Below are 21,892 nucleotides of genomic sequence, written 5' to 3'. Positions count from 1 at the left end.
AGGTCAGGGCCGCAGCTGCGGGGGAACGCGTCATGGTCACCACAACGCCGCCGAAGTCCGCCGCGCCGGGCTGGAAGCCCTCGAGCTGGAGGGACAAGCCCGCGTTGCAGATGCCGCACTACGCCGACGGTGAGGCGCTCGCAGCCATGGAGGCGCGGCTGTCGTCGTACCCGCCGCTGGTGTTCGCCGGTGAGGCGCGGGCGCTGAAGGCCGAGCTCGGCAGGGTCTCCGAGGGCCGCGGCTTCGTCCTCCAGGGCGGCGACTGCGCCGAGGCCTTCGCCGAGCACCATCCGGACGCCATCCGCGACTTCTTCCGCGTGTTCCTGCAGATGGCGGTGGTCCTTACCTACGCCTCGGCGTCCTCCGTCACCAAGGTCGGCCGCATCGCGGGGCAGTTCGCCAAGCCGCGCTCCTCGCCGATGGAGACGCAGGGCGGCCTGGAGCTGCCGTCCTATCGCGGCGACATCGTCAACGACATCGCCTTCACCGAGGCGGGACGCGCGCCCGACCCGCAGCGCATGGAGATGGCGTACCGCCAATCCGCCGCGACGCTGAACCTGCTGCGGGCGTTCGCCCAAGGTGGCTACGCCAACCTCGACAACGTGCACACCTGGATGCTCGGGTTCGTCGCGGACTCGCCGCAGGGCCACCGCTACCGCGCCCTGGCCGACCGCATCTCCGAGACGCTGGCCTTCATGCGCGCCTGCGGCATCGACCCGTCGACGACGCCGCAGCTGCGCTCCACCGACCTCTACACCTCCCACGAGGCGCTGCTGCTCGGCTACGAGGAGGCGTTCACCCGCGTCGACTCGCTCACCGGGGAGTACTACTCGACCACGGGGCACATGATCTGGATCGGCGACCGCACGCGACAGCCGGATCACGCCCACATCGAGTACTGCCGCGGCGTCAACAACCCGATCGGCCTCAAGTGCGGTCCCTCGCTCACCGCGGAAGGGCTGATCGAGCTCATCGACATCCTAAACCCGAGGAACGAGGCCGGCCGTCTCACCCTCATCTGCCGCTTCGGCGTGGACAAGGTGGAGAAGCACCTGCCCGGCCTCATCCGCGCGGTGCAGCGCGAGGGGCGGCGCGTGGTGTGGTCGTGCGATCCGATGCACGGCAACACGGTGGCGGCCGGTGGCTACAAGACGCGACCCTTCGACAGGATCCTCAAGGAGGTGCAGTCCTTCTTCGCGATCCACCGCGGGGAGGGGACCCACGCCGGCGGCATCCACGTCGAGATGACCGGGACCAACGTCACCGAGTGCACCGGGGGCGCCCGCGCGGTCACCGAGGACTCGCTGTCGCACCGCTACCACACCCACTGCGACCCGCGGCTCAACGCCGAGCAGGCCATCGAGCTCGCCTTCCTGATCGCTGAGAACCTGCAGGCGGAGAAGCAGGGCCGCAGCGCGCGCGAGGCGGCGTGACCGCGCCATGAGCGACGAGCCGCTTCCCCTCAAGCACGTCGAGGTGCTCGGGCGGCGCATGGCCTACGTCGAGGTGGGGGAGGGCGCGCCCATCGTCTTCCAGCACGGCAACCCGACATCGTCCTACCTGTGGCGCAACATCATGCCGGAGCTTGCCTCGCTCGGGCGGTGCATCGCCGTCGACCTCGTCGGCATGGGCGGGTCGGACAAGCTGCCGGACGCGGGGCCGATGCGGTACTCGTTCGCCGAGCATCAGCGCCACCTCTACGCCGCGTGGCAAGCGCTCGACGTCACCGGCGATGCCATCCTGGTGCTGCACGACTGGGGCACCGCGCTCGGCTTCGAGTGGGCGCGTCAGCGCCCCGAGCGCGTGGCCGGCATCGCCTACATGGAGGGGATCGTCCGTCCCATCGCGTCTTGGGACGGGTGGCCCGAGGACGCCCGTGGCATCTTCCAGGCCATGCGCTCGGACGCCGGCGATCAGCTCGTGCTGCAGAAGAACGTGTTCGTGGAGCGCATCCTGCCCGCGGCCACGTTGAACGGCGTCTCGGACGCGGCGATGGCGCACTACCGGGCGCCGTTCGCCGAGCCCGGCGAGGGGCGGCGGCCGACCCTCGACTGGCCGCGGCAGATCCCGATCGGCGGCGAGCCGATGGAGATGGTGAGCCTCGTTGCCGGCTACGGAGAGTTTTTGGCGCAGAGCGACGTCCCCAAGCTGTTCATCAACGCCGAGCCGGGGTCGATCCTCACCGGCGAGCAGCGCGAGTTCTGCCGCCGCTGGCGCAACCAGACCGAGGTGACCGTGCCGGGGCGGCACTTCCTGCAGGAGGACTCCCCGGGCGAGATCGCCGCGGCGCTCGCCCGCTTCGTGCGCGCGGTGCGGGGCTGAGCGGCGCCGCGCGGCATTGACGGGCCGGGCAGCGCGCGACACGGTCGCCCCGGCCGAGGACCAGGCCGCCGGATGGAGCCCATGCGCGACCGCTTCACGATCTCGCTGCAGCAGCTCAACCCCACCATGGGCGACATCGCCGGCAACGGAGCCCTCGCCGAGGCTGCCGTTCGCGAATGTGGCCCGGTGGAGCTTGTCGCCTTCCCCGAGCTGTTCGTCTCAGGTTATCCGCCGGAGGACCTCGTCCTCAAGCACGCGTTCACCGAGGCCTGCATGGCCGAGGTGGAGGCGCTCGCGAGGCGCTGCGACGGCGCCCCGTCCGTCGCCATCGGCACGCCCTGGCTCGAGGACGGGCGCCTTACCAACGCCTACGCTGTGCTCACGGACGGGCGCGTCTCCGCCGTCCGTCACAAGATCGACCTGCCGAACTACGGCGAGTTCGACGAGAAGCGCGTCTTCGTGCCCGGGGACATGCCCGGTCCCGTGAACGTCTCTGGCGTGCGCGTCGGCTTCCCCATCTGCGAGGACATCTGGGGTGACGGCGACGTCGTGGAGTGCCTCGTCGAGACGGGGGCGGAGATCCTCGTCGTGCCGAACGGCTCGCCCTACACGCGCGCCAAGCAGGAGCGGCGCATGCAGGTGGCGCTCGCGCGCGTCGTGGAGAGCGGCCTGCCGCTCGCCTACGTCAACCAGGTGGGCGGGCAGGACGAGCTTGTGTTCGACGGCGCCTCGTTCGTGCTCGCACCCGACCGCACGCTCGCGGTGCAGCTGCCTGCCTTCCAGCAAACCGCTGCGACGGTGACGTTCCGTCGGAACGGGGACGGATGGGCGCCGGAGCCCGGCGAGCGTGCCGCGCTGCCCGAGCTCGACGAGGCGGAATGGACCGCCGCCATGCTGGGCCTGCGCGACTACGTCGACAAGAACCGCTTCCCGAGCGTCGTCATCGGCCTCTCCGGCGGCATCGATTCGGCGATCTGCGCGGCGCTCGCCGTGGACGCCCTCGGACCCGAGCGCGTGCACTGCGTGATGCTGCCCTACCGCTACACCTCCAACGAGAGCCTGTCGGATGCCGCCGACGTCGCCGAGCGGCTCGGCGTGCGCTACGACATCGTGTCCATCGCGCCGGCGGTGGATGGCTTCAACGACCTCCTGAAGCCGGTGTTCGACGGCCTTCCACCGGACGTGACGGAGGAGAACATCCAGAGCCGCGTGCGCGGGACGACGCTCATGGCGGTCTCCAACAAGCTCGGTGGCATGGTGATCACCACCGGCAACAAGAGCGAGGTGTCGGTTGGCTACGCCACGCTCTACGGCGACATGAACGGCGGCTACAACCCCATCAAGGACCTCTACAAGACGGAGGTGTTCCGGCTCTGCCGGTGGCGCAACACGCACCGCCCGCGCGGAGGCCGCGGGCCGGACGGCGTCGTCATCCCCGAACGCATCATCGACAAGCCGCCCACCGCGGAGCTGCGCGAGGACCAGCGCGACGAGGACTCGCTGCCGCCCTACGCGACGCTCGACGCAATCCTGCGCCGGCTCATCGAGGACGAGGCGAGCGTCGCCGACGTGGCGGCCGAGGGGCACGACTTCGACACCGTGCGGCGCGTCGAGCACCTGCTCAACATCGCCGAGTACAAGCGTCGACAGGCGGCGCCGGGGGTCAAGTTGTCGCCGAAGAACTTCGGGCGTGACCGGCGCTACCCCATCACCAACCGCTTCCGCGATGGCTGAGGTGGTCCGCTTCGCGCCGTCCCCGACCGGCGCGATCCACATCGGCAACGCCCGCACCGCGCTCTACAACTTCGCCGCGGCCGTGCGGTCGGGCGGGACCTTCGTCCTGCGCTACGACGACACCGACGCCGAGCGGTCCGAGGAGCGCCACGTGGCGGCGATCGCCGACGACCTCGCCTGGCTCGGGATGCGCCCCGACCGCGTGGTGCGACAGTCCGAGCGCCTGCCGCTCTACGATGCGGCGGCGGAGCGGCTGCGCGCGGACGGCCTGCTCTATCCCTGCTACGAGACCGCCGACGAGCTCGACCGCAAGCGTGCGCTGCAGCGTGCGCGCGGGTTGCCGCCGATCTACGACCGCGCCGCGCTCGCGATGACCGCTGCCGACCGCGTGGCGGCCGAGGCGGAAGGCCGTCGGCCGCACTGGCGGTTCAAGCTTCCGGGCGAAGCACGGCACTGGGACGACGCGTGCCGGGGACCGCAGACCGTCAACCTCGACAGCGTGTCGGACCCCGTGCTCGTGCGCGAGGATGGGAGCTACCTCTACACGCTGCCATCGGTCGTCGACGATGCCGAGCTCGGCATGACGCTGGTCATCCGCGGTGAGGACCACGTGACGAACACCGGCGTCCAGCTCGCCCTGTTCGAGGCGCTCGGCGCCGCCACACCGGCCTTCGCCCACCACAACCTCCTCGTCCGGGCGGACGGCGAGCCGCTCTCCAAGCGGGACAACCCCATGTCCCTCGCCCAGCTGCGCGCGGACGGGATCGAGCCGATGGCGGTCGCCTCGCTCGCCGTCCTCGTCGGGACGTCCCACGCGATCGAGCCCGTCTCCTCGATGGACCTCCTCGTAGAGATGGCCGACCTCGCGGCGATCTCGAGGGGGCCGGCGACGTTCGATCCCGCGGACCTCGCGCGGCTCAACGCACCCATCGTGCACGAGCTGCCCTACGAGTCGGTCGCGGCCTGGCTGCTCGACGCCCATGGGATCGCCGACGCAAGCCTGTGGAACGCCGTCCGCGGCAACCTCGAGCGGCGCGACGACGTGGCGGACTGGGCGCAGATCGTCCGGGAGGGTCCGTCCCACGATGCCTGGGAGGATGGCGAGGACGCAGGACTGCTTGAGGCCGCGCGTGCCGAGCTGCCCCCGGCGCCATGGGACGAGGGCACCTTCAAGGCATGGACCGATGCCGTGAAGGCGCGGAGCGGATGCAAGGGACGCGCGCTGTTCATGCCGCTGCGCGTTGCACTCACCGGACGACGCGCGGGACCGGAGATGGGCCCGCTGCTGCCGCTGATCGGTCCGGAAGGCGTGGCACGCCGCCTGGACCGGGCGCTCGCCCTCGCGCGGACGACGGCGGCCGGCTGACCCTCGCGTCCGTCAAGCACGAGCCTTGTCGAGAAGGTCGATGAGCTCGAGGAACTTGGCCCGCTGCGCCTGCGGATCGCCCGAGGCCACGGCGTCCTCCACGCAGGTGCGCGCGTGGTCCTCGATGACGAGCTTCTCCACCGCCCGCAGCGCAGAGCGGATCGCCGCGGTCTGCGTCAGGACGTCGACGCAGTAGCGCTCCTCCTCGACCATGCGGGCAACGCCGCGCACCTGGCCCTCCAGGCGGGCAAGCCGGTTGAGTACCGCCGCCTTGTTCTTCTTCCCATGCATGGCTGGCTCCTGCGTCCCGTGGAACCGTCCACGAGCTCGTGCCGTTGAAGGCGTACCCAAGAGGGGTATATAGGCCATGGCGTCGCTGCAGCACCAGGTCTTTCGCCTCGCCGCGTAAGCTCGCCGATCCGAGTGGCGGACGCTCCGGGCGTCCGCGGCTTGATCCAAAAAGGGACCATCATGACCATCGCCGAGCATAGCCCAGCCCATGCGCGCGCCAATTCGACGGACAGGCGCGCGCTGCTCTACAGGATGGTGACGGACGAGCACGTCTGTCCATTCGGGCTGAAGTCTAAGAGCCTCCTTGCCCAGCAGGGCTATGAGGTCGAGGACCATCCGCTGAGGAGCCGCGAGGCCATCGACCGCTTCAAGGCCGAGCACGACGTCAAGACGACGCCCCAAGCGTTCATCGACGGCCGTCGCATCGGCGGCCACGACGACCTGCGCCGCCACTTCGGGCTTGACGTGGCCGATCCGAGCGCCACGTCCTACGCGCCCATCATCGCCGTCTTCGCGACGGCGGCGCTGGCGGCGCTGGCGATGTCCTGGGCGGCGTTTGCCACGCCGTTCACGGTGCGCACGGTCGAGTTCTTCGTGGCGTTCTCGATGGTCGTGCTCGCGATCCAGAAGCTGCGCGACCTCGACGCGTTCGCCAACCAGTTCCTCGGCTACGACCTCCTATCCCAGCGCTGGGTGCCCTACGCGTACATCTACCCGTTCGCCGAGGCGTACGCCGGCATCGGCATGATCGCAGGCGCGCCGTTCACGCCCTTCGTGGCGCCGGTTGCGCTCGTCATCGGCACGCTGGGCTCGATCTCGGTGATCAAGGCGGTCTACGTCGACAAGCGCGACCTGAAGTGCGCCTGCGTCGGCGGCAACTCCAACGTCCCGCTCGGCGTGATCAGCCTGTCGGAGAACGTCGGCATGGCGCTGCTTGCGGTGTGGATGCTGTCGAAGTCCCTCGCGTAGGCGGCGTTGCCGGCGCGCCCCGAGCGGCGCTCAGCCCGCGCCGCTCGGGGCGCGCCGCAGCATGACGACGAAGCCGACGGTGAGGACGAGGAAGACCACGCTATCCGGGCTCGTCAGGAAGATCGTCGGGTCGCCCTTGCTCAGCGTCAGCGAGCGACGCAGGTACTCCTCGAGCCCGGGTCCGAGGATGAAGCCGAGGAGCAGCGTTACGGTCGGGTAGCCCGCGAGCCGAAGGGCATAGGCGAGGATGCCGAAGACGAGGGCGAGCGCCATCTGGAACACCGAGAACGTCGCGACGAAGGCGCCGACGAGCGCGATCACCGCGATGGCGGTGTAGAGCGGCGGACGGCTGATCGACACGATCCGCACGAAGAGCGGGCCAAAGAGAAAGAGCGCGAGGGGGATGAGGACCAGCGCGCTGAAGAACAGCGCGCCGATCATCGGCCCGATGAGCTCCGCTTGACCTTCGAGGAGCTGCGGACCGGGCTGGAGGCCGTTGATGACGAGGACGCCGAGCACCACCGCCGTCGTCGGGTCGCCGGGAATGCCGAACATCAGCATGGGGACGAACGCGCCGCCGCACATGGCGTTGTTCGCCGTCTCGGCGGCGGCGATGCCCTCGCGGCTCCCGTTGCCGAAGGCGCCTGGCCGGCGCGAGCGGCGCATCGCCTCCGCGTAGGAGACGAACGCGGCCATCGAGCCGCCGGCCCCCGGCAGCACGCCGACCCCGTAGCCGATGAGGGCGCTCTTCACATAGGTCAACGGCCCGATCTCGCGCAGCTCCGCGCGGGTGGGGACGAACGCGCGGCGCCTGAGGCCCCTGGCGGCGTCGGTCGCGCTCGCCGCCGCCGCCGGGTCGTCGCGGGCCTGCGCCTGGACCATGACCTCGCTGATCGCGAACGTGCCGATGATGAGGGGCATCAGGTCGATGCCCTCCACCAGGGTCTCGGTGCCGAAGGTGAAGCGAGGCAGGGGCTGCATGACGTCGACCCCGATCGTCGCGATCATCATGCCGAGGATCGCCGCGACCGCTGCCTTGGCGACGTTGCCGCGCTGGGCCACGACGATGACCACGATGGCGAACAGGATGAGCGAGAACTTGCCGGGCGTGCGGATGAGGAGCGCGAGCTCGGCGGTCAGCGGCATGGACACGAGGAGGAGCACCGCGCCGAGCGCGCCGCCGATCATCGAGCCGAGCGCGGCGTGGCCGAGCGCGCTTGCGCCCTCGCCGCGCTGCATCAGCCGGTGGCCCTCGATGGCCGTCATCACCGAGGACGGCGCGCCGGGGATGTTCACCGTCGTCGCCGTGATCGAGCCGGCGTACATCCCGGCCATGAAGATCGAGGAGCACATGACCAGCGCGCTCACCGGGTCGAGGCTGTAGGTGAACGGGAGCAGCAGCGCGATGGCGAGCACCGCGGTCAGCCCCGGCACCGCGCCGAACACCGTGCCGATCAGGAAGCCAAGCACCATGAAGCCGAACACCGCCGGGCGGAACAACTCTGTGGTGGCGAGGGCGACGTCGGCGAGGTTGCTCACGGGTCCCCGCTCGAGAAGAGGAAGTCGAAGAACGGCGTTGGGGGCAGCCGGACCTCGAACACCAGGGAGAACATCACGTAGATCGCCGCGGTGATGGCCGCTGCCTGGCCCAAGGCGCGCAGGATCGACATGCGCCCACGCGAGACCGCCATGAGGAGCGAGCCGGCGTAGGCGAACGTCGACGCCACGAACCCGAGCGGCTCGAACAGGACGACGTAGAGCGCCGAGATCGCGACCACCGCCGCCACGACCCCCGCGTCCGCCCACGAAACTCGCGGACCATCGGTGGAACGTGCAGCCCGCAGCTCGGTGATGACGACGAACACCAGCCCGAGGAGGAGCGCGCCGACGTAGAGTTTCGGCACGCTGTCTGGCCCAACCGGACCGCTGTCGTACAGCGGACGGATGGTGTCCGCCTCACGCAGGTAGAGCGCGGCCAGGATGACGAGCGCCAGCGGCACGAGGAGGCGTGGCAGGACGCTCATCTCGGACACCGGCCGCTGGCGGCGCTGTGCTCGGAAGGGCTGCTCAGTTGCCCTTCTCGACCTCGTCCATCACCGCGAACAGTTCGGACTGCGTCGCCTCCATCCAGGACCGCGCCTCCTCGCCGGCGAGCCAGCTCGGGGTGACGCCGATGTTGGCGACCCAGCTCTGGAACTCCTCGCTCTCGAAGGCCGCCTCGTACGCGTCGGTGAGCGCGTCGCGGGCGTGCTCCGGCGTTCCGGCCGGCACCGCGAGGAGGATGAAGCTGCCCACCTGCAGGTCGAGCCCTGCCTCGGAGGTCGTCGGCACGTCGGAGTAGGTCGGGTTGCGGGTCGTCGAGAACTCGACGATGCCCTTGGCGTCCCCGGCCTGGATCAGCGGCGCGAAGTCGCCCAGGCTGGTGACGACGACGTCGACCTCGCCCGACAGCAGGGCCTCCTTCTGCGGCGCCGCGCCGCCCGGGTAGGCGATGAGGTCGAACTCGGCGCCCGTCATCTCCTGAAGCTGGATCATCGCAAGGTGCGTGCGCGAGCCGATGTTCTGGATGCCGACGCGCACCTCGCCGGGGTTCGACGTGCCCGCTTCGACCAGCGCGTCGAGGGTCTGGTAGGGCGCGTCGTCCGCCACGATGATGGCGTCCGGCTCGCTCGTGATGCGCGCGATGGGGTCGAGCTTGTCGAGGGAGTAGCTCGCGAGGAGGCCTTGGCGCGGCACGGTGACGACGCTGTCGTAGGTCAGCGCACCCACCGTGTAGCCGTCGGCGTCGGCGTTCATCACCTCCATGATGCCGGTGGCGCTGGCGCCGCCCTCGACGTTCTCCACGTAGATCGTGCCGCCGAGCTCGTCCTCGGCGAGGGTCGTGATCTTGCGCACGATGGCATCGGTGCCACCGCCCGCGCCCCAGGGGACGACGACGCGCACGTCCTCGCTCGGGAACTCATGCGCCGCGGCGGGCAGCCCGAGTAGAGGGACAAGGGCGGCGACTGCGACGAGGCGGTGGGCGGGAAGGGTCATGGTTTCCTCCGTGGTCGGCCTATGGCCGTTCTTGGTGGCTGACGCCCGACGATCGAGGGCATCGTGCTGGTCGAGCGTCCCAGAGCGGTGGACGCGCCGCAAGTCCCGAGGGCCGCTACGGGGCGGACCATCAAACATCCGCGTAGTCGGCGCGGTCGGCGAGCCGTGCGGCAGCTCGCTCGTAGTGCGTCCTCGTCGCAACGCGCGCGGCGTCCGCCTTGCCCTCGCGCAGCGCGCGGTAGACCATGCGGTGCTCGTCGAGGGCTTTCGGTCCGCACTCGCACGCGAGCACGTTCTTGATCGCCACCGAGCGCAGGTTCTCCGCGACCTGGCGCTCGATCATCGCGATGAAGTCCACGTAGAGCTCGTTGCCGGAGGCCTCGGTGATGATGCGGTAGAACGCGGCTTCGGCGTCGAGGTGGCGTTCGGCATCCATGCCGTCGTTCGCGGCGGCGGACATCTCTGACAACCGCGCGCCAAGCTCGGCAAGCGCCGCTTCTGAGCGCGCCTGCGCGGCGAGCGCCGCGGCCTCCGCCTGCACACCGGTGCGAAGCTCCAAGAGCTTGACCAACTGGCGACGCTTCTCGAAGCACGCCGGACCGATGCGGAACGACGAGCGGTGGCCCGGCTCGTTGACGAAGGCGCCGACCCCGCGTCGCGCCTCGATGACACCGTCGTACTTCAGGAGCGACACCGCCTCGCGCACCACCGTGCGTGCGACGCCGAACTGCGCCGACAGCGCCTGCTCGGTGGGCAGGCGATCGCCAGGCTTCAGCCGCCCGCGCTCGATGGCGTCGGTGATGGAGCGCGCGACCTCGTCGGGGAGCCGGCGGGGCCGGTCGATGCGCTCGAACAGACCCACGGGAACTCCCTCCGCCGACGCGCTGCGCCTCAGCCGCACGCCGGATAACAAAAACCTGGTTGTCAGACAAATGGACTTATGTTCCGTAGTGCCGACGGGAAGCGGGAGGACGGATGGGAGCGCCGCGGATCGCCTTCGTCGGGCTCGGGGGGATGGGCCGCGGCCTGGTCAAGAACCTCGTCAAGCAAGGCTTCGACGCGACCGTGTTCGACGTGCGGCCGGAGGCCATGGACGAGGCGCTCCGCCTCGGCGCGACGGCTGGCGCCGACCCGACGGTGATGGCCCGTGAGGCGGACGTCTTCGCCGTGTGCGTCACCACCGCCGAGGCGGTGCAGGGCATCGCGTTCGGCGGCGTCCTCGACGCGCTCCCGAAGGGCGCGATCTTCCTCGACCACACCACCGTGTCCCCGGCGCACGTCGACCTCATGGCTCGCGCCTGCGCCGAGCGCGGGGTGCGCTACGCCGAGGCGCCGATGACGCGCACGCCGGCCCACGCCGACCGGGGCGAGGTCAACGTCCTGTTCGGGGGCGAATCGGACCTCCTTGCGGAGCTGCGGCCGGTCTTCGACGCCTACGCGCAGAACGTCTTCCACGTCGGCCCGGCCGGCCACGCGATCCGTCTCAAGCTCATCCACAACTACATCGCCTTCGCGAACGTCGCCGCGTGGTGCGAGGGGTTCGCGCTCGCCGCCCGCGAGGGCCTCGACATGACGAAGGTGATCGGCATCATCTCCGCCGCCGGCGGCAAGTCCGGCATGATGGACCTCTACGGCGAGATGACCCTGAGGCGGGACTTCACGCCCCACATGAGCCTCGCCAACGCGCAGAAGGACGTGCGGTACTACGCCGAATGGCTGGCGGACGCAGGGCTGCCCGGCTTCATGGCGAGCTCGGTGCACCAGACCTACGCGCTCGCCTCCCTCATGGGCCACGGCGAGGAGGGCTGCACCGCCGTCATCAAGGCCTACGAGGAGCTGACCGGGGTCGAGGCGCGCCTGCCCGGCACCGGAACCGCAGCATCGAAGGACGCTGCGCAGTCGATGGATCACGAAGACTAGACCGGAGGAAACCATGCTGAAGTCCCTCGTCGCGGCCGCGGCCGCGCTTGTCGTGACCGCCCCCGCGCTGGCCCAGGACGTCACGCTGCGCCTCGCGCACTTCGCCGCCGAGACGCACCCTGGCCACGTCGCGGCGCAGCAGTTCGCCGAGCGCGTCGCGGAGCGCACCGACGGTACCGTGGAGGTCGAGATCTACCCCGCGAACGAGCTCGGCTCGCCGCCCGAGCAGCTCGAGCAGACCGTGCTCGGCGCCATCGACATGAACCTTCCCACCCACGGCGCCCTCGACAAGTACGAGAAGGCTTTCGGGACCGTGATGACGCCGTTCGCGTTCCGCGACTACGAGCACGCGCACCAGGTGCTGGATGGCCCGTTCACCGAGTGGGTGGCGCCGAAGCTCGACGAACAGGGCCTCGTCATGCTGTCCCACTGGGAGTACGGCTTCCGCAACATCACGAACTCGGTCCGTCCGATCGAGACGCCAGAGGACGTCGAGGGGCTGAAGCTGCGCACGCCGCCGGAGGTGCAGATCGTCGCCGCCGTCGAGGGCCTCGGTGCGTCCGCGACGCAGATCGCGTTCCCAGAGCTGCCCAACGCGTTGAACCAGGGCGTCGTCGACGGGCAGGAGAACCCGATCGGCGTCATCTACCACTTCAACCTCAACGACTTCCAAGAGCACCTCGCGCTGACCCGCCACGTCTACAACTCGATGATTCACGTGGTGAACAAGGCGTCCTGGGAGCGCCTGACGGCCGAGCAGCAGCAGGTCGTGCGTGAGGAGAGCGCCGCTGCGGGCAAGCTCATGCGCGAGCTCGTCGCGAGCCAGGAGGAGGAGGAGCTCGCCAAGCTCGAGGAGGCCGGCATGAAGGTGACGCGCCCCGACCTTGCGCCGTTCAGGCAGACCGTCGCCGCGTCGGACGCCATGGCACGGGTGGCCGAGTTTTCGGGTCAGGAGAACATGGACAAGTTCCAGGCGATGCTCGACTGACATCATCGGCGACCGCCCGGTCCGGCCACCGCGCCGATCGGGGCGCGCCCGGGTTCCGCCATGCTCGCATTCGCGATCCTTGCCGCGCTGGTTCTCCTCATCGCGATGGGTGTGCCCGTCGCCGTCGCGCTTGGGCTGACCGCCGCCGGCTTCTACGTTTTGTCGGGGGACTGGCACATCCTCGCGATGCTGCCCCAGCGCATGTTCTCCGCGACCACCGCCTTCACGCTGCTCGCGATCCCGTTCTTCATCCTCGCCGGCAACCTGATGAACACCGGCGGCATCACGCAGCGCATCTTCCGATTCGCCAACGCCTGCGTCGGCCACATCCGCGGCGGGCTCGGCCAGGTGAACGTCGTGGCGAGCCTCATCTTCTCAGGCATGTCCGGCGCCGCGGTGGCGGACGCTGCGGGCCTCGGCCAGGTCGAGCTGAAGGCGATGGCCGACCGCGGCTACGATCCGGAGTTCTCCGCCGCGATCACCGCCGCGTCCTCCACCATCGGACCGGTGTTTCCGCCCTCGATCCCCTTCGTGCTGTACTCCTCGATCACCGGGGTCTCCGTCGCCAAGCTGTTCCTCGCCGGCGTCGTCCCCGGGCTCCTCATGGCGCTCGCGCTGATGATCGCGGTCTGGTTCGTCGCCTGGCGCACCGACATGCCGAGGGAGGAGCGGGCACCGCTCGGCGAGGTCGCACGCAGCTTCCTCGACTCCCTCCTGTCGCTGCTCGCGCCGGTCATCATCATCGGCGGGATCTTCTCCGGCGTGTTCACGCCCACGGAGGCGGGCGTCGCGGCCTGCGCCTACGCGCTCGTCCTCTCGATGGTGGTCTACCGCGAGCTGAAGCCTGCCGACCTGCCGGGCATCCTGTGGTCGACGCTCCTGCACACCATCCGCGTCATGTTCGTGATCGCTTCGGCCGGCTTCTTCGGCTGGCTCCTCGTCCACCAGCGGGTGCCGAACGCGCTCATCGAGGGGCTGCTCGGGCTCACCACGAGCCCGGCGGTGCTCCTCGCCATCATCGTCCTCGTCCTTCTCATCCTCGGCATGTTCCTCGAGGGGATCGCGGTCATCGTGCTCACGGTGCCGCTGTTCCTTCCGGTGGTCCTCGAGGTCGGCGTCGATCCGGTCCAGTTCGGCGTCATCATGATCCTGTGCTCGATGGTGGGCCTTCTGACCCCGCCGGTCGGCATGGTGCTGTTCGCGATCTCGAGCATCAGCGGGCTCGCCGTGGGGCGCCTGTCGCGCGCGTTGACGCCCTACCTCATCGGCCTCATGGTCGTCGTCGTCCTCGTCACGTACTGGCCCGCGCTCTCCACGGCGCTGCCCACCGCGATCATGGGGCCCGGACGGTCGTGACGGCGCTCGCCGCCCTCGACCGCGCCGTCGGCGCGGTGCTGCGGCTCGTGCCCATGGCGTGCCTCGTCGCGCTGTTCGCGATCCTGTTCGCCAACGTCGTCGCACGCACCTTCCAAGTCGCCTCGCTCGCCTGGTTCGACGAGGTGGTGCAGGCGCTGTTCGCGATCATGGTGTTCGTCGGCGCCGCTGCGCTGTGGCGTGAGCACGAGCACTTCCGCGTCGACTGGCTCGAGGGGGCGCTGAGCACCGGGCCGCGCCGTGTCCTGCGGCTCGTGACCATCGTGCTCAGCCTCACCTTCCTTGCGCTGCTCGCCTGGCAGGGCCTCGACCTCGCGCTGCGCAGCCGCGCGGTCACGCCGATCCTCGGCGTGCCGAGCGGGTGGGTCTACGCCGCCATCCCGCTCGCCGCGGCGATCATGACGCTCTACAGCCTGCGCGACCTCGTCGTCGCGCTTAGGCGGACGACCTGTGACCGCGACTGAAAGGGACGACCGATGCTCCTCGACCACCGCACCTACACCTGCCGTGCCGGCACCATCCGACTCCACCTCGCGCTGTACGAGGAGCACGGCTACGCGGCCCAGTCGAAGCACCTCGGCGCACCGCTGCTGTACGCAGCGACGGAAACCGGGGACGTGAACTCCTACGTCCACGTCTGGGCCTACGACGACGCCGCCGACCGGACCGCCAAACGCGCCGCGCTCGCAAACGATGCGGAGTGGACGCGCTACCTGACGATGAGCCGCGAGGCGGGCTACCTCATCGGCCAAGTCAACACGCTGATGACCCCGGTGTCGTTCGTGCCCCACGCGCGGCCCTGAGCGGCGGGCCAGCTTGTAGCCGCGCCATCGCGAGCTCGGTTGATGCCAAGGGTGTGGCGCGGAGCTTGTCGCTGGCGCTGGGCAGAGGCGATGCCCGTCGCGAGCGCGGACGGGGTTCAGGCGGCGTCGCGGTCCCCACAGGTCGTGCCGTCGCCGCCGCCCACCGTGTCTGCGTCCGGCTCGCCGGTGTCGCGTGCCCCGCTCGCGTATGCCCTCGGTGCGGCGGCATCACCTCCGGTGGTGTTGGCGACGTAGGCGAGGCGGGTGCGCGGGAAGGCGGACGGCTCGTCCTCCTCACGCAGGCGGGCGAGGAGCTTCTCGCGCACGCGGCAGTGCAGGTTCCAGGCCGACGTCGGGTCGTCGGCGATGCAGTAGAAGCGCACGACCATGCCCTTCTCGTCGTGGGCGATGACGAGGACCTTCGGCTCCTCCCCCTCCGACCAGTCCGGATCGTCCTTGACGATGTCGGCGAACGTGCGCCGCAGGAGCTCGACGTCGGCGCGATGGTCGAGCTTGAGGACCACGGGCTTGTACATCTTCGGCTCCTCCTTCGTCCAATTCTCGAACGGGTTTGAGACGAAGTGCTTCACCGGGACGATGAACCGCTTCAGGTCCCAGGTGCGCAGCTGCACGTAGGTGTAGTTGATCTGCTCCACGTAGGCCCAATGATCATCGTAGAACACCGCGTCGCCAATGCGGATCGGCTTGGCGAACGCGAGCTGCAGCGAGGCGAAGATGTTGCCGAGCACCGTCTGCGCGGCGAGGCCGAAGATCGCCGTGGCGACTCCCGCCGACACGAGGAGCGACAGCCCGAACGAGGAGAACACACGCAGCGACGACAACGCCACCGCGACCCCGACGACGATGACGATGATCACGCCAAGCCGCTTGGCGGCCGATAGGTTCGTGTACCACCGCCGCGCGCTGTTGTTCTCGGGATCGTCGATGCGCGACAGGTACCTGTCGGACGTGAAGTCGATCACCGTGTCGAGCACGCGGGAGGCGCCGAACACCAGGGCGAGGACGATGGTGATCCAGAAGATCGTCGACAGCGTCGCGTCGGTGCCGGAGGAGAACTCGAACAGCGCGTCCACCACGAGCTGCATGACAAGGCCGACGAGGAGGAGCGCCACGGGCAGTCGACCGCGCCGCAGCCCCTCTGCGACGGCCTCCGTCGGCAGGGCGCACGCCACGAACGTCATAAGCCGCCACGCGAGCGTTGCGGCGGCGATGGCGAAGAGCACGATGAGCGGGAAGGCGATCATCTCCCACCACAGGACGCCGGCGAACGCCTCGCTGCGTAGCGCCGCCGGGAGCGCCTGCTCGTACCGTGTCGGGCCGTAGAGCGCGTAGAGTTCGTCCACATGCTCCACGGTCTGGCGGGAGAACACCCAGACCGGGTCCTCCTCCCCCAGCTTCACGCGGTTGAGCCGCACCGTCACCGGCCACTCGGGCAGCTCCAGGAGCCCGAGCGACACGCTCTTCTGCGCGACGCCGACCATCGGCTCGCGCTCCGAGCCGGACGTGTCCATGCCGTCGGGGCGGTCGGGGATCGCCGAGAAGTCGATGGGGAGCTTGCGGTCGAGCACGAAGGAGAGCTTCTCGGCTAGGCGCGGTCCGGCGCTCGCCTGTTGCGGTGCCGGCACCGCGTCGAGGTCGAGGAGGTGGGCGGCGGCGTCGTAGTCGGCGCGCCCAGTGAGGGTGACGAAGGCCTCGAGCGTCGCCTGGGGGGTCGAGCGGTCGAGACGCGACGGGGGATCGCCGAGCCCTTCGTTCAACGTGTCGATCTGAAACGCCTGGGGGCCCTGCGAGCCGGAGGACTGGGCAAGCGCCGGACAAGCCAGCGCCAACCCCAGAAAGAGTGAGATCAGCATGCGCATGGGTGCGCGTCCCCATCGGTCATGATGCGCACCGGGGCCGCGGATCGGCCGACGGCAGAACGGAGGTTGAGGGTGAGGGCCACCACGGTCAACGGGACGGCCGTGGCGTGGGACGACCGTGGCGTGGGCCGACCATGGGAAAGCCCGGAGGCACGACGCACGTGCCCCCGGGCTCACTTCCATCGATCCGCCGCCCGCGAAGGCGACGTCAGCGGTCAGCTGGACTTCGCCTCGTTCTTCGCCGCGTCCTTGGCGGACTGGACCACCGACTCGGCCCGCTCGGCGACGGTCTTGCCGCCCTCCGACGGGACGAGGCCCTCGTCCTTCGCGGTCTGCTCGGCAGCCGTCAGCGAGGCCGAGGCGACGCGCTCAGCACGCTCCGCCTGCTCCGCGGCGTAGTCGAGCGCCTCGTCGCGCAGGTTGTCGCGGTACGGTCCGACGATCTCGTCCTCGGTGCGCGTCGAGGGCAGCGCAGCACCGAGGGCGGCGCCCACGGCAACGCCGACGGCTGCGGCGATCAGCGGCTCCTCCTTGATGAAGTCCATCGCGTTGCGCTGGGCACGGCCACCGTAGACGCGTGCCGTGTCCGCCGCGTCGTAGGCCGCGTCGCGGGCCGAGTGCAGCGCGTTCGACGCCGCATCGGACACCGCGTAGGCGCCGGCCTGCAGCTGCTCGCTGACGTACTGCGCGCCGTGCTTGGCTTCGTCGGCGGCGAAGCGCGCGCTGTCGTACGCCGTGTCGATCGCGGACGAGGCCGTGTCCTGGACCGCGTAGGCGCCCGACTTCAGCTGGTCGCCGGCGTAACGCAGGCCGTGCTTGGCCTCGTCCGCGGCGAAGCGCGCCTGATCGTAGGCCGACTGCGCGGCGCCCTGTGCGCCGGACGACACCTTGTAGGCCCCGGCCTTCAGCTGACCCGCGGCGTACTCCGCCCCGTGCTTGCCCTCGTCAGCCGCGTACCGTGCGGAATCGTAGGCTGTCCCGGAAGAGGCCGTGCGCCGCGAGTAGGCGCCGGCCTTCAGCTGCGACACCGCGTAGTCGGCGCCGTGCTGCTGCTCGTCGGCGAGGAAGCGTGCGCGGTCGTAGGCGAGCTGCGAGCCCGTCGGGTAGCTCGGCTGCGACGCCTTGCCCTGGCTCATGAGGAGCCACGCGAGCCCCACGCCAGTGAGCGCGATGGGCAGCGGGTTCTCCTTCACCTGGCGCCCCAGGTTGCCGAGGAACTCGCTGCCCTGGCCTCCCGCGCCGGTGAAGGCGCGTGACACGCTCTCCATGATCTGCGCCGTCGATAGCTTGGCCCGCAGCGCCTCAAGGGTCTCCTCGACCTCGTAGCGCTGGGCCTCGACCTCGCGCTCGATCTGCTGCGTGGGACGGTTCATCGAATCTGCTCCTTGGCGAGCTCGGCGTCCCGGCGGACCTGAAGGGCGGTCCGGTCGGGCGTCAGGTTGTCGGGTTTGAGGTCGGTGGCGCCGGAGCGCACCAGGAAGGCACCGATCGCTGCGAAGATGCCGCCGACGATGAGCGCGGCCCACCCCGTGTTGTCGTCCGTCGGCTCCACCGTCCCGATGAGCTCGGCCACCGCGATGACGAGCGCGTCGGCGAGCACGATCAACGAGACGAGCAGCGTGATGGCGCCCGCGGCGATCTTGCCGACGCCGGTCTGCAGCTGGCTCACCTTGTCCGACAGCTCGGAGCGGATGAGCTCGCCTTCCTTGCGGAAGAGGTCCGACACGTCGCGGAACAGCTTGGTGACGAGGTCGGGCACCGACCGCGTGTGGGCCATCGCCTCCGCCATGCGGCTCGTTGGCTCGTCCGTGCGGTTGGGGTTGTAGGTCATGCTCGCCTCACTTCTGCGTGGAGTTGGAGGGGGCCACGGGGGAGCGCGGCGTCGTGCCGGAGCCGGTCGTGCCAGATCCGCTGGTGCTCGATCCGGAGGTGCCAGTTCCGGTGGAGGGCATCGTCGTCGAAGGACGGCTCGCGCCGGTGCCGGACGCAGGGCCGGTCGGCGACCTCGAGGTGCCCATCGAGCCCCCGGTGGCGCCTGGGGTCGATGCCCCCATGGTGCCGGTACGCGACGGCAGGCTCGCATGGTCCTCCCGCTCGGCCGTCGCCTTGGCGAAGCGGCCGAGGGCAATGCCGGCGAGCACCGAGCCGACGACGAACGCGGTCGGGTTGCGCCGCGCGAACCCCTGCACGGAGCCCATCACGTCGTCGAGCGAGGCGCCCGAAACGGACGAGGCGGCGTCCTCAAGGCTCGAGGCCGCCTGCGACACGAGGCGGGCGGCAAGCCCCTGGTCGCGCTGGCCGAGCTCGTCGGACGCGCGGCGCACGGCAGACGCGAAGTCGGTGAGCGCCGAGGCGGCGGCCGTCTTGCCCTGGTCGGCGTAAGCGGACGCGGTCCGCTGGGCCTCCTCCGCCGCCTGACGCGCGCCAGAACGGATGGTGTCGGACGCCTCGTTCAGCTTCGAGTTCGCCGACGAGGCCTCCCTCTCGAGGTTATCTTTGGTCGACATCTTTCGATCTCCTTGGATGGCTTGCTGTGGCAGACGGCCGGAACCGGTGCGCGCGTTACGCGAGCCCAAGCAGGCTGAGGATGAAAAGGACGACGACGACCAAGCCGACGATGTAGATGAGGCTATGCACCGGCTATCTCCTAAGACGGGTGGGAAAGCGTTCTTGCGCGGAACTGTTAGTGGCAGAACGTCGCGCTGCGGCACGGGTTCCGGACGCCGGCAAGGGCGTGCGGATCGGGCGCGCCAGCACCCTCGCCGAGGATGCCCCTCCTGCCCCTCGGCGTCCCCTCAGATCGGACGAACGGGGCGCTCAGCGCGAGCTGGCGACGTCCCAGAGCGCGTGGAAGTGATGCACCGGCCCGTGCCCCCGGCCCACGGACAGCCGGTCGGCAGCGGCGATGGCGGCGGCGATGTACGCCTTCGCCGTCCGCACCGCCTCGACCAACGTGGCACCGCGCGCGAGGGACGCCGCGATCGCCGACGACAGCGTGCAGCCGGTGCCGTGGGTGTTGCGCGTCGCGATGCGCGGGGCGCTGAGCCGCTCGGTGCGGCCGCCGACGCACAGGACGTCGACGCTGTCGCGTCCCGTCATGTGCCCCCCCTTGAGGAGCACCGCGGGACCGCGCTCGGCAAGACGCAACGCCTGGGCCTCCATCGCCTCGACCGAGGTCGCCGACGCCTCGCCAAGCAGGACGCCCGCCTCGGGAAGGTTCGGCGTGACGATCGTCGCCACTCCAAACAGCCGCTCGCGCAGCATGGCGACCGCGTGCTCGGGCACCAGCCGGTCGCCCGAGGCCGCGACCATGACCGGGTCGAGGACCACCGGCACCGCGACGGCCGCGAGCATCTCGGCGAGGCGGTCGATCACCGCGACGTCGGCGACCATGCCGATCTTGATCGCGCGCACGTCGAGGTCGGACAGGACCGAGGTGAGCTGCGCTGCCACGAAGTCCGCCGACACAGGGTGCACCGCCTGAACACCCAGCGTGTTCTGCGCGGTCAACGCGGTGACGACGCTGGCGCCGTAGACGCCGAGCGCGGCGAAGGTCTTGAGGTCCGCCTGGATGCCTGCGCCGCCGCCCGAGTCCGACCCGGCGATGGTGAGCGCGATCACGACCGCCCCTCGCGGAAGGCTGCCTTCACGGCCGCCGCAGCCTCGCGCGGCAAGGCCGCCCTGGTGACCGCGCTCATCACCGCGACGCCGTCGGCGCCCGCCGCACCGAGCGCCCGGGCGCGCTCCGCGTCGATGCCCGCGATCGCGACCACCGGAAGCCCGGAACGTGCCCGCCGCAGCCGCGCCGCGATGCGCTGGAAGCCCTCGATGCCGATGGGAGGGTGCGGGTTGTGCTTGCTCCCGGTGGCGAAGACGCCGCCCACGGAGGCGTAGTCGATGGAGGTTCCGTCCGCGGCTGCGGCCTCGTCCAGCGTGTGGACGGTCAGCCCGACGATGGCGGACGGGCCGACGATGGCCCGCGCGGCCGCCGGGTCGAGGTCACCGTGTCCGATGTGGACGCCCGCGGCACCCGCCGCGAGCGCCACGTCGGCGCGGTCGTTGACCACCACCGGCACCGGCGAGGCGGCGACCAGCGCGCGCACGGCGGCCACCTGCTCGCTCGTCGCACCATCCTTGTCGCGCCACTGGATCAGCGTCGCGCCGCCGGCCGCCGCCTCGCGGGCCAGGCGCACGGGGTCGGCGACGTCGGGCCCCATCACCACGTAGAGCGTCGGGTCGAGCGGCGCCTCGGCCGAGCGTAGCCGGCTTGCGATGTCGTAGGGGTCGGCCGCTCCCAGCGCGTCGATGAGGTGGATGGCGAAGGTGCCAGGCCCCGCCGAGCCCACCGCGGCGGTCTCAGCCGACACGTTGAACAGGCTGATCGCCGCGATGGCCGCAAGCAGGGGGTCGGCCTCGATGGCGCACATGGCGGCGATGAGGACCCCCGCGGTGCAGCCGGTCGCGATGACGCGGGCCATCATGCTGGTGCCGTTGGCAAGGTAGACCAGCCGGTCGCCGTCCGCTCCGGACACCGCGAGGCGGTCGACCGCGCTGGTGGTCACCGCAAGGCAGCCGGCGGGGATCGGGCCGAGCGCGGCCATCTCGGCCGGGTTGCCCTTCACGACCAGCGGGCCATGCGCCAGGAGCTCGCGGGCGAACTTGAGGCGTGCGGGCACGCGGTCGACCTTGACGGGGTCGAGCACGAAGGGACGCCCGGAGGCGACCATGCTGAGCGCGCCGGCGCGCCGGGCGGGGTCTAGCATGCCGAGGTTGATGAGCAGCGCTCCGGAGGAGTCGGCCATGGGCCGCACCTCGTCGGCGTCGATGGTCATCGAGATGTCGATGCCGAGCGCCGCAGCCACGTTCGCGCAGATCGGCTGGGCGACGGGCGCCACCATCGCATGGACCCGCGGTCGTGCGATCTTGAGCCGCGACAACGTCGAGGCGACGGCGCTGCGATCGACGGCCGGCATGTCCGGCGCCGAGCGGATGCCGAACAGCGCCGCCGAGCGCTCAGGATGGTGGTCGCCCTGGTGCTGGCCGCGGCCGCTCACCAAGGATCGGGTCGTCACCATGTCCATCCCCTCCCTGGCCTCGCCCAGCGCTGCAAGGACAACGACCGACTGCTCCGGCTGCGCACGGCTCATCGCGATCCCCGGACGGGTGCGTTGACCCCGGACTTAAGCGCTCACACAAGATCCGGAAAGGC

21 protein-coding genes are annotated in these 21,892 nt (G+C 70.4%); 10 read left to right on the top strand and 11 right to left on the bottom strand.

The genetic code is table 11. The features are described from left to right. Window positions 1-32 precede the first annotated feature (32 nt). The 4 genes from ACOOE8_RS18425 (at window position 33) to gltX (ending at window position 5,422) form a co-directional block, all read left to right on the top strand. Complete coding sequence (locus ACOOE8_RS18425; protein ID WP_420392850.1) at window positions 33-1,433, top strand: class II 3-deoxy-7-phosphoheptulonate synthase; 1,401 nt, start codon at window positions 33-35, stop codon at window positions 1,431-1,433. A 7-nt stretch (window positions 1,434-1,440) separates the two neighbouring features. Then, complete coding sequence (locus tag ACOOE8_RS18420) at window positions 1,441-2,322, top strand: haloalkane dehalogenase (RefSeq protein WP_420392849.1); 882 nt, start codon at window positions 1,441-1,443, stop codon at window positions 2,320-2,322. 81 nt (window positions 2,323-2,403) lie between these two features. Further along, a complete protein-coding gene (locus ACOOE8_RS18415; protein WP_420392848.1) occupies window positions 2,404-4,056 on the top strand; it encodes an NAD+ synthase in 1,653 nt (550 codons plus the stop codon). Continuing rightward, complete coding sequence (gene gltX / locus ACOOE8_RS18410) at window positions 4,049-5,422, top strand: glutamate--tRNA ligase (RefSeq protein WP_420392847.1); 1,374 nt, start codon at window positions 4,049-4,051, stop codon at window positions 5,420-5,422. The genes ACOOE8_RS18415 and gltX overlap by 8 nt, the downstream gene beginning before the upstream one ends. Window positions 5,423-5,434: 12 nt before the next feature. Here gltX and ACOOE8_RS18405 read toward each other — a convergent pair whose 3' ends face one another. After that, window positions 5,435-5,713 (bottom strand): metal-sensitive transcriptional regulator, encoded by a 279-nt coding sequence (locus tag ACOOE8_RS18405; protein ID WP_420392846.1) that lies wholly within the window; start codon window positions 5,711-5,713, stop codon window positions 5,435-5,437. A 180-nt stretch (window positions 5,714-5,893) separates the two neighbouring features. On the opposite strand from ACOOE8_RS18405, the gene ACOOE8_RS18400 reads away from it, so the two are divergent. Further along, complete coding sequence (locus ACOOE8_RS18400; protein WP_420392845.1) at window positions 5,894-6,682, top strand: MauE/DoxX family redox-associated membrane protein; 789 nt, start codon at window positions 5,894-5,896, stop codon at window positions 6,680-6,682. A 30-nt stretch (window positions 6,683-6,712) separates the two neighbouring features. Here the strand turns inward: ACOOE8_RS18400 and ACOOE8_RS18395 are convergent, their stop codons facing one another. The 4 genes from ACOOE8_RS18395 to ACOOE8_RS18380 form a co-directional block, all read right to left on the bottom strand. After that, a complete protein-coding gene (locus ACOOE8_RS18395) occupies window positions 6,713-8,221 on the bottom strand; it encodes a tripartite tricarboxylate transporter permease (RefSeq protein ID WP_420392844.1) in 1,509 nt (502 codons plus the stop codon). Next, window positions 8,218-8,706, bottom strand: coding sequence for a tripartite tricarboxylate transporter TctB family protein (locus tag ACOOE8_RS18390; protein WP_420392843.1), 489 nt, complete (start codon window positions 8,704-8,706; stop codon window positions 8,218-8,220). The genes ACOOE8_RS18395 and ACOOE8_RS18390 overlap by 4 nt, the downstream gene beginning before the upstream one ends. Before the next feature lie 43 nt (window positions 8,707-8,749). Continuing rightward, on the bottom strand, window positions 8,750-9,718 hold the full coding sequence (locus tag ACOOE8_RS18385) for a Bug family tripartite tricarboxylate transporter substrate binding protein (protein WP_420392842.1): 969 nt from the start codon (window positions 9,716-9,718) through the stop codon (window positions 8,750-8,752). Between the two features lie 130 nt (window positions 9,719-9,848). Next, complete coding sequence (locus ACOOE8_RS18380) at window positions 9,849-10,580, bottom strand: FadR/GntR family transcriptional regulator (RefSeq protein WP_420392841.1); 732 nt, start codon at window positions 10,578-10,580, stop codon at window positions 9,849-9,851. A gap of 113 nt (window positions 10,581-10,693) precedes the next feature. Here ACOOE8_RS18380 and ACOOE8_RS18375 point away from each other — a divergent pair, with 113 nt between their 5' ends. From ACOOE8_RS18375 to ACOOE8_RS18355, 5 genes are read left to right on the top strand one after another with little or no spacing between them, the layout of a single operon-like run. Further along, window positions 10,694-11,638, top strand: a complete 945-nt coding sequence (locus ACOOE8_RS18375; RefSeq protein WP_420392840.1) for an NAD(P)-dependent oxidoreductase — start codon at window positions 10,694-10,696, stop codon at window positions 11,636-11,638. A 13-nt stretch (window positions 11,639-11,651) separates the two neighbouring features. Then, window positions 11,652-12,626 carry a TRAP transporter substrate-binding protein gene (locus ACOOE8_RS18370; protein ID WP_420392839.1) on the top strand — a complete coding sequence of 325 codons (975 nt, stop codon included), beginning with the start codon at window positions 11,652-11,654 and terminating at the stop codon, window positions 12,624-12,626. Between the two features lie 60 nt (window positions 12,627-12,686). After that, entirely contained in the window at window positions 12,687-13,982 is a 1,296-nt protein-coding gene (locus tag ACOOE8_RS18365; protein WP_420392838.1) for a TRAP transporter large permease, read from the top strand. Further along, window positions 13,979-14,464, top strand: coding sequence for a TRAP transporter small permease (locus tag ACOOE8_RS18360; RefSeq protein ID WP_420392837.1), 486 nt, complete (start codon window positions 13,979-13,981; stop codon window positions 14,462-14,464). The genes ACOOE8_RS18365 and ACOOE8_RS18360 overlap by 4 nt, the downstream gene beginning before the upstream one ends. A gap of 12 nt (window positions 14,465-14,476) precedes the next feature. Beyond that, the gene (locus ACOOE8_RS18355) at window positions 14,477-14,803 is read left to right on the top strand and encodes an NIPSNAP family protein (RefSeq protein ID WP_420392836.1); all 327 of its coding nucleotides are present in this window, start codon (window positions 14,477-14,479) and stop codon (window positions 14,801-14,803) included. 116 nt (window positions 14,804-14,919) lie between these two features. On the opposite strand, the gene ACOOE8_RS18350 is transcribed toward ACOOE8_RS18355, so the two are convergent. The 6 genes from ACOOE8_RS18350 to thiE all read right to left on the bottom strand — a co-directional run bounded on the left by ACOOE8_RS18350 (window position 14,920) and on the right by thiE (window position 21,830). Continuing rightward, window positions 14,920-16,683 carry a mechanosensitive ion channel family protein gene (locus ACOOE8_RS18350; RefSeq protein WP_420392835.1) on the bottom strand — a complete coding sequence of 588 codons (1,764 nt, stop codon included), beginning with the start codon at window positions 16,681-16,683 and terminating at the stop codon, window positions 14,920-14,922. 215 nt (window positions 16,684-16,898) lie between these two features. Further along, window positions 16,899-18,056: a hypothetical protein gene (locus ACOOE8_RS18345; RefSeq protein WP_420392834.1), complete on the bottom strand. Its 1,158-nt coding sequence runs from the start codon at window positions 18,054-18,056 to the stop codon at window positions 16,899-16,901. Further along, complete coding sequence (locus tag ACOOE8_RS18340; RefSeq protein ID WP_420392833.1) at window positions 18,053-18,514, bottom strand: phage holin family protein; 462 nt, start codon at window positions 18,512-18,514, stop codon at window positions 18,053-18,055. The genes ACOOE8_RS18345 and ACOOE8_RS18340 overlap by 4 nt, the downstream gene beginning before the upstream one ends. Window positions 18,515-18,521: 7 nt before the next feature. Next, window positions 18,522-19,190, bottom strand: a complete 669-nt coding sequence (locus ACOOE8_RS18335; RefSeq protein ID WP_420392832.1) for a hypothetical protein — start codon at window positions 19,188-19,190, stop codon at window positions 18,522-18,524. Between the two features lie 310 nt (window positions 19,191-19,500). Further along, on the bottom strand, window positions 19,501-20,304 hold the full coding sequence (gene thiD, locus ACOOE8_RS18330; RefSeq protein WP_420392831.1) for a bifunctional hydroxymethylpyrimidine kinase/phosphomethylpyrimidine kinase: 804 nt from the start codon (window positions 20,302-20,304) through the stop codon (window positions 19,501-19,503). After that, the gene (gene thiE, locus ACOOE8_RS18325) at window positions 20,301-21,830 is read right to left on the bottom strand and encodes a thiamine phosphate synthase (protein ID WP_420392830.1); all 1,530 of its coding nucleotides are present in this window, start codon (window positions 21,828-21,830) and stop codon (window positions 20,301-20,303) included. The genes thiD and thiE overlap by 4 nt, the downstream gene beginning before the upstream one ends. Window positions 21,831-21,892 lie beyond the last annotated feature (62 nt).

This window comes from Acuticoccus sp. (genome assembly GCF_965213555.1).
Taxonomy (GTDB): domain Bacteria; phylum Pseudomonadota; class Alphaproteobacteria; order Rhizobiales; family Amorphaceae; genus Acuticoccus.
Note: the sequence above shows the minus strand (reverse complement) of the source record. Positions and strands in the feature narration are given on the sequence as shown.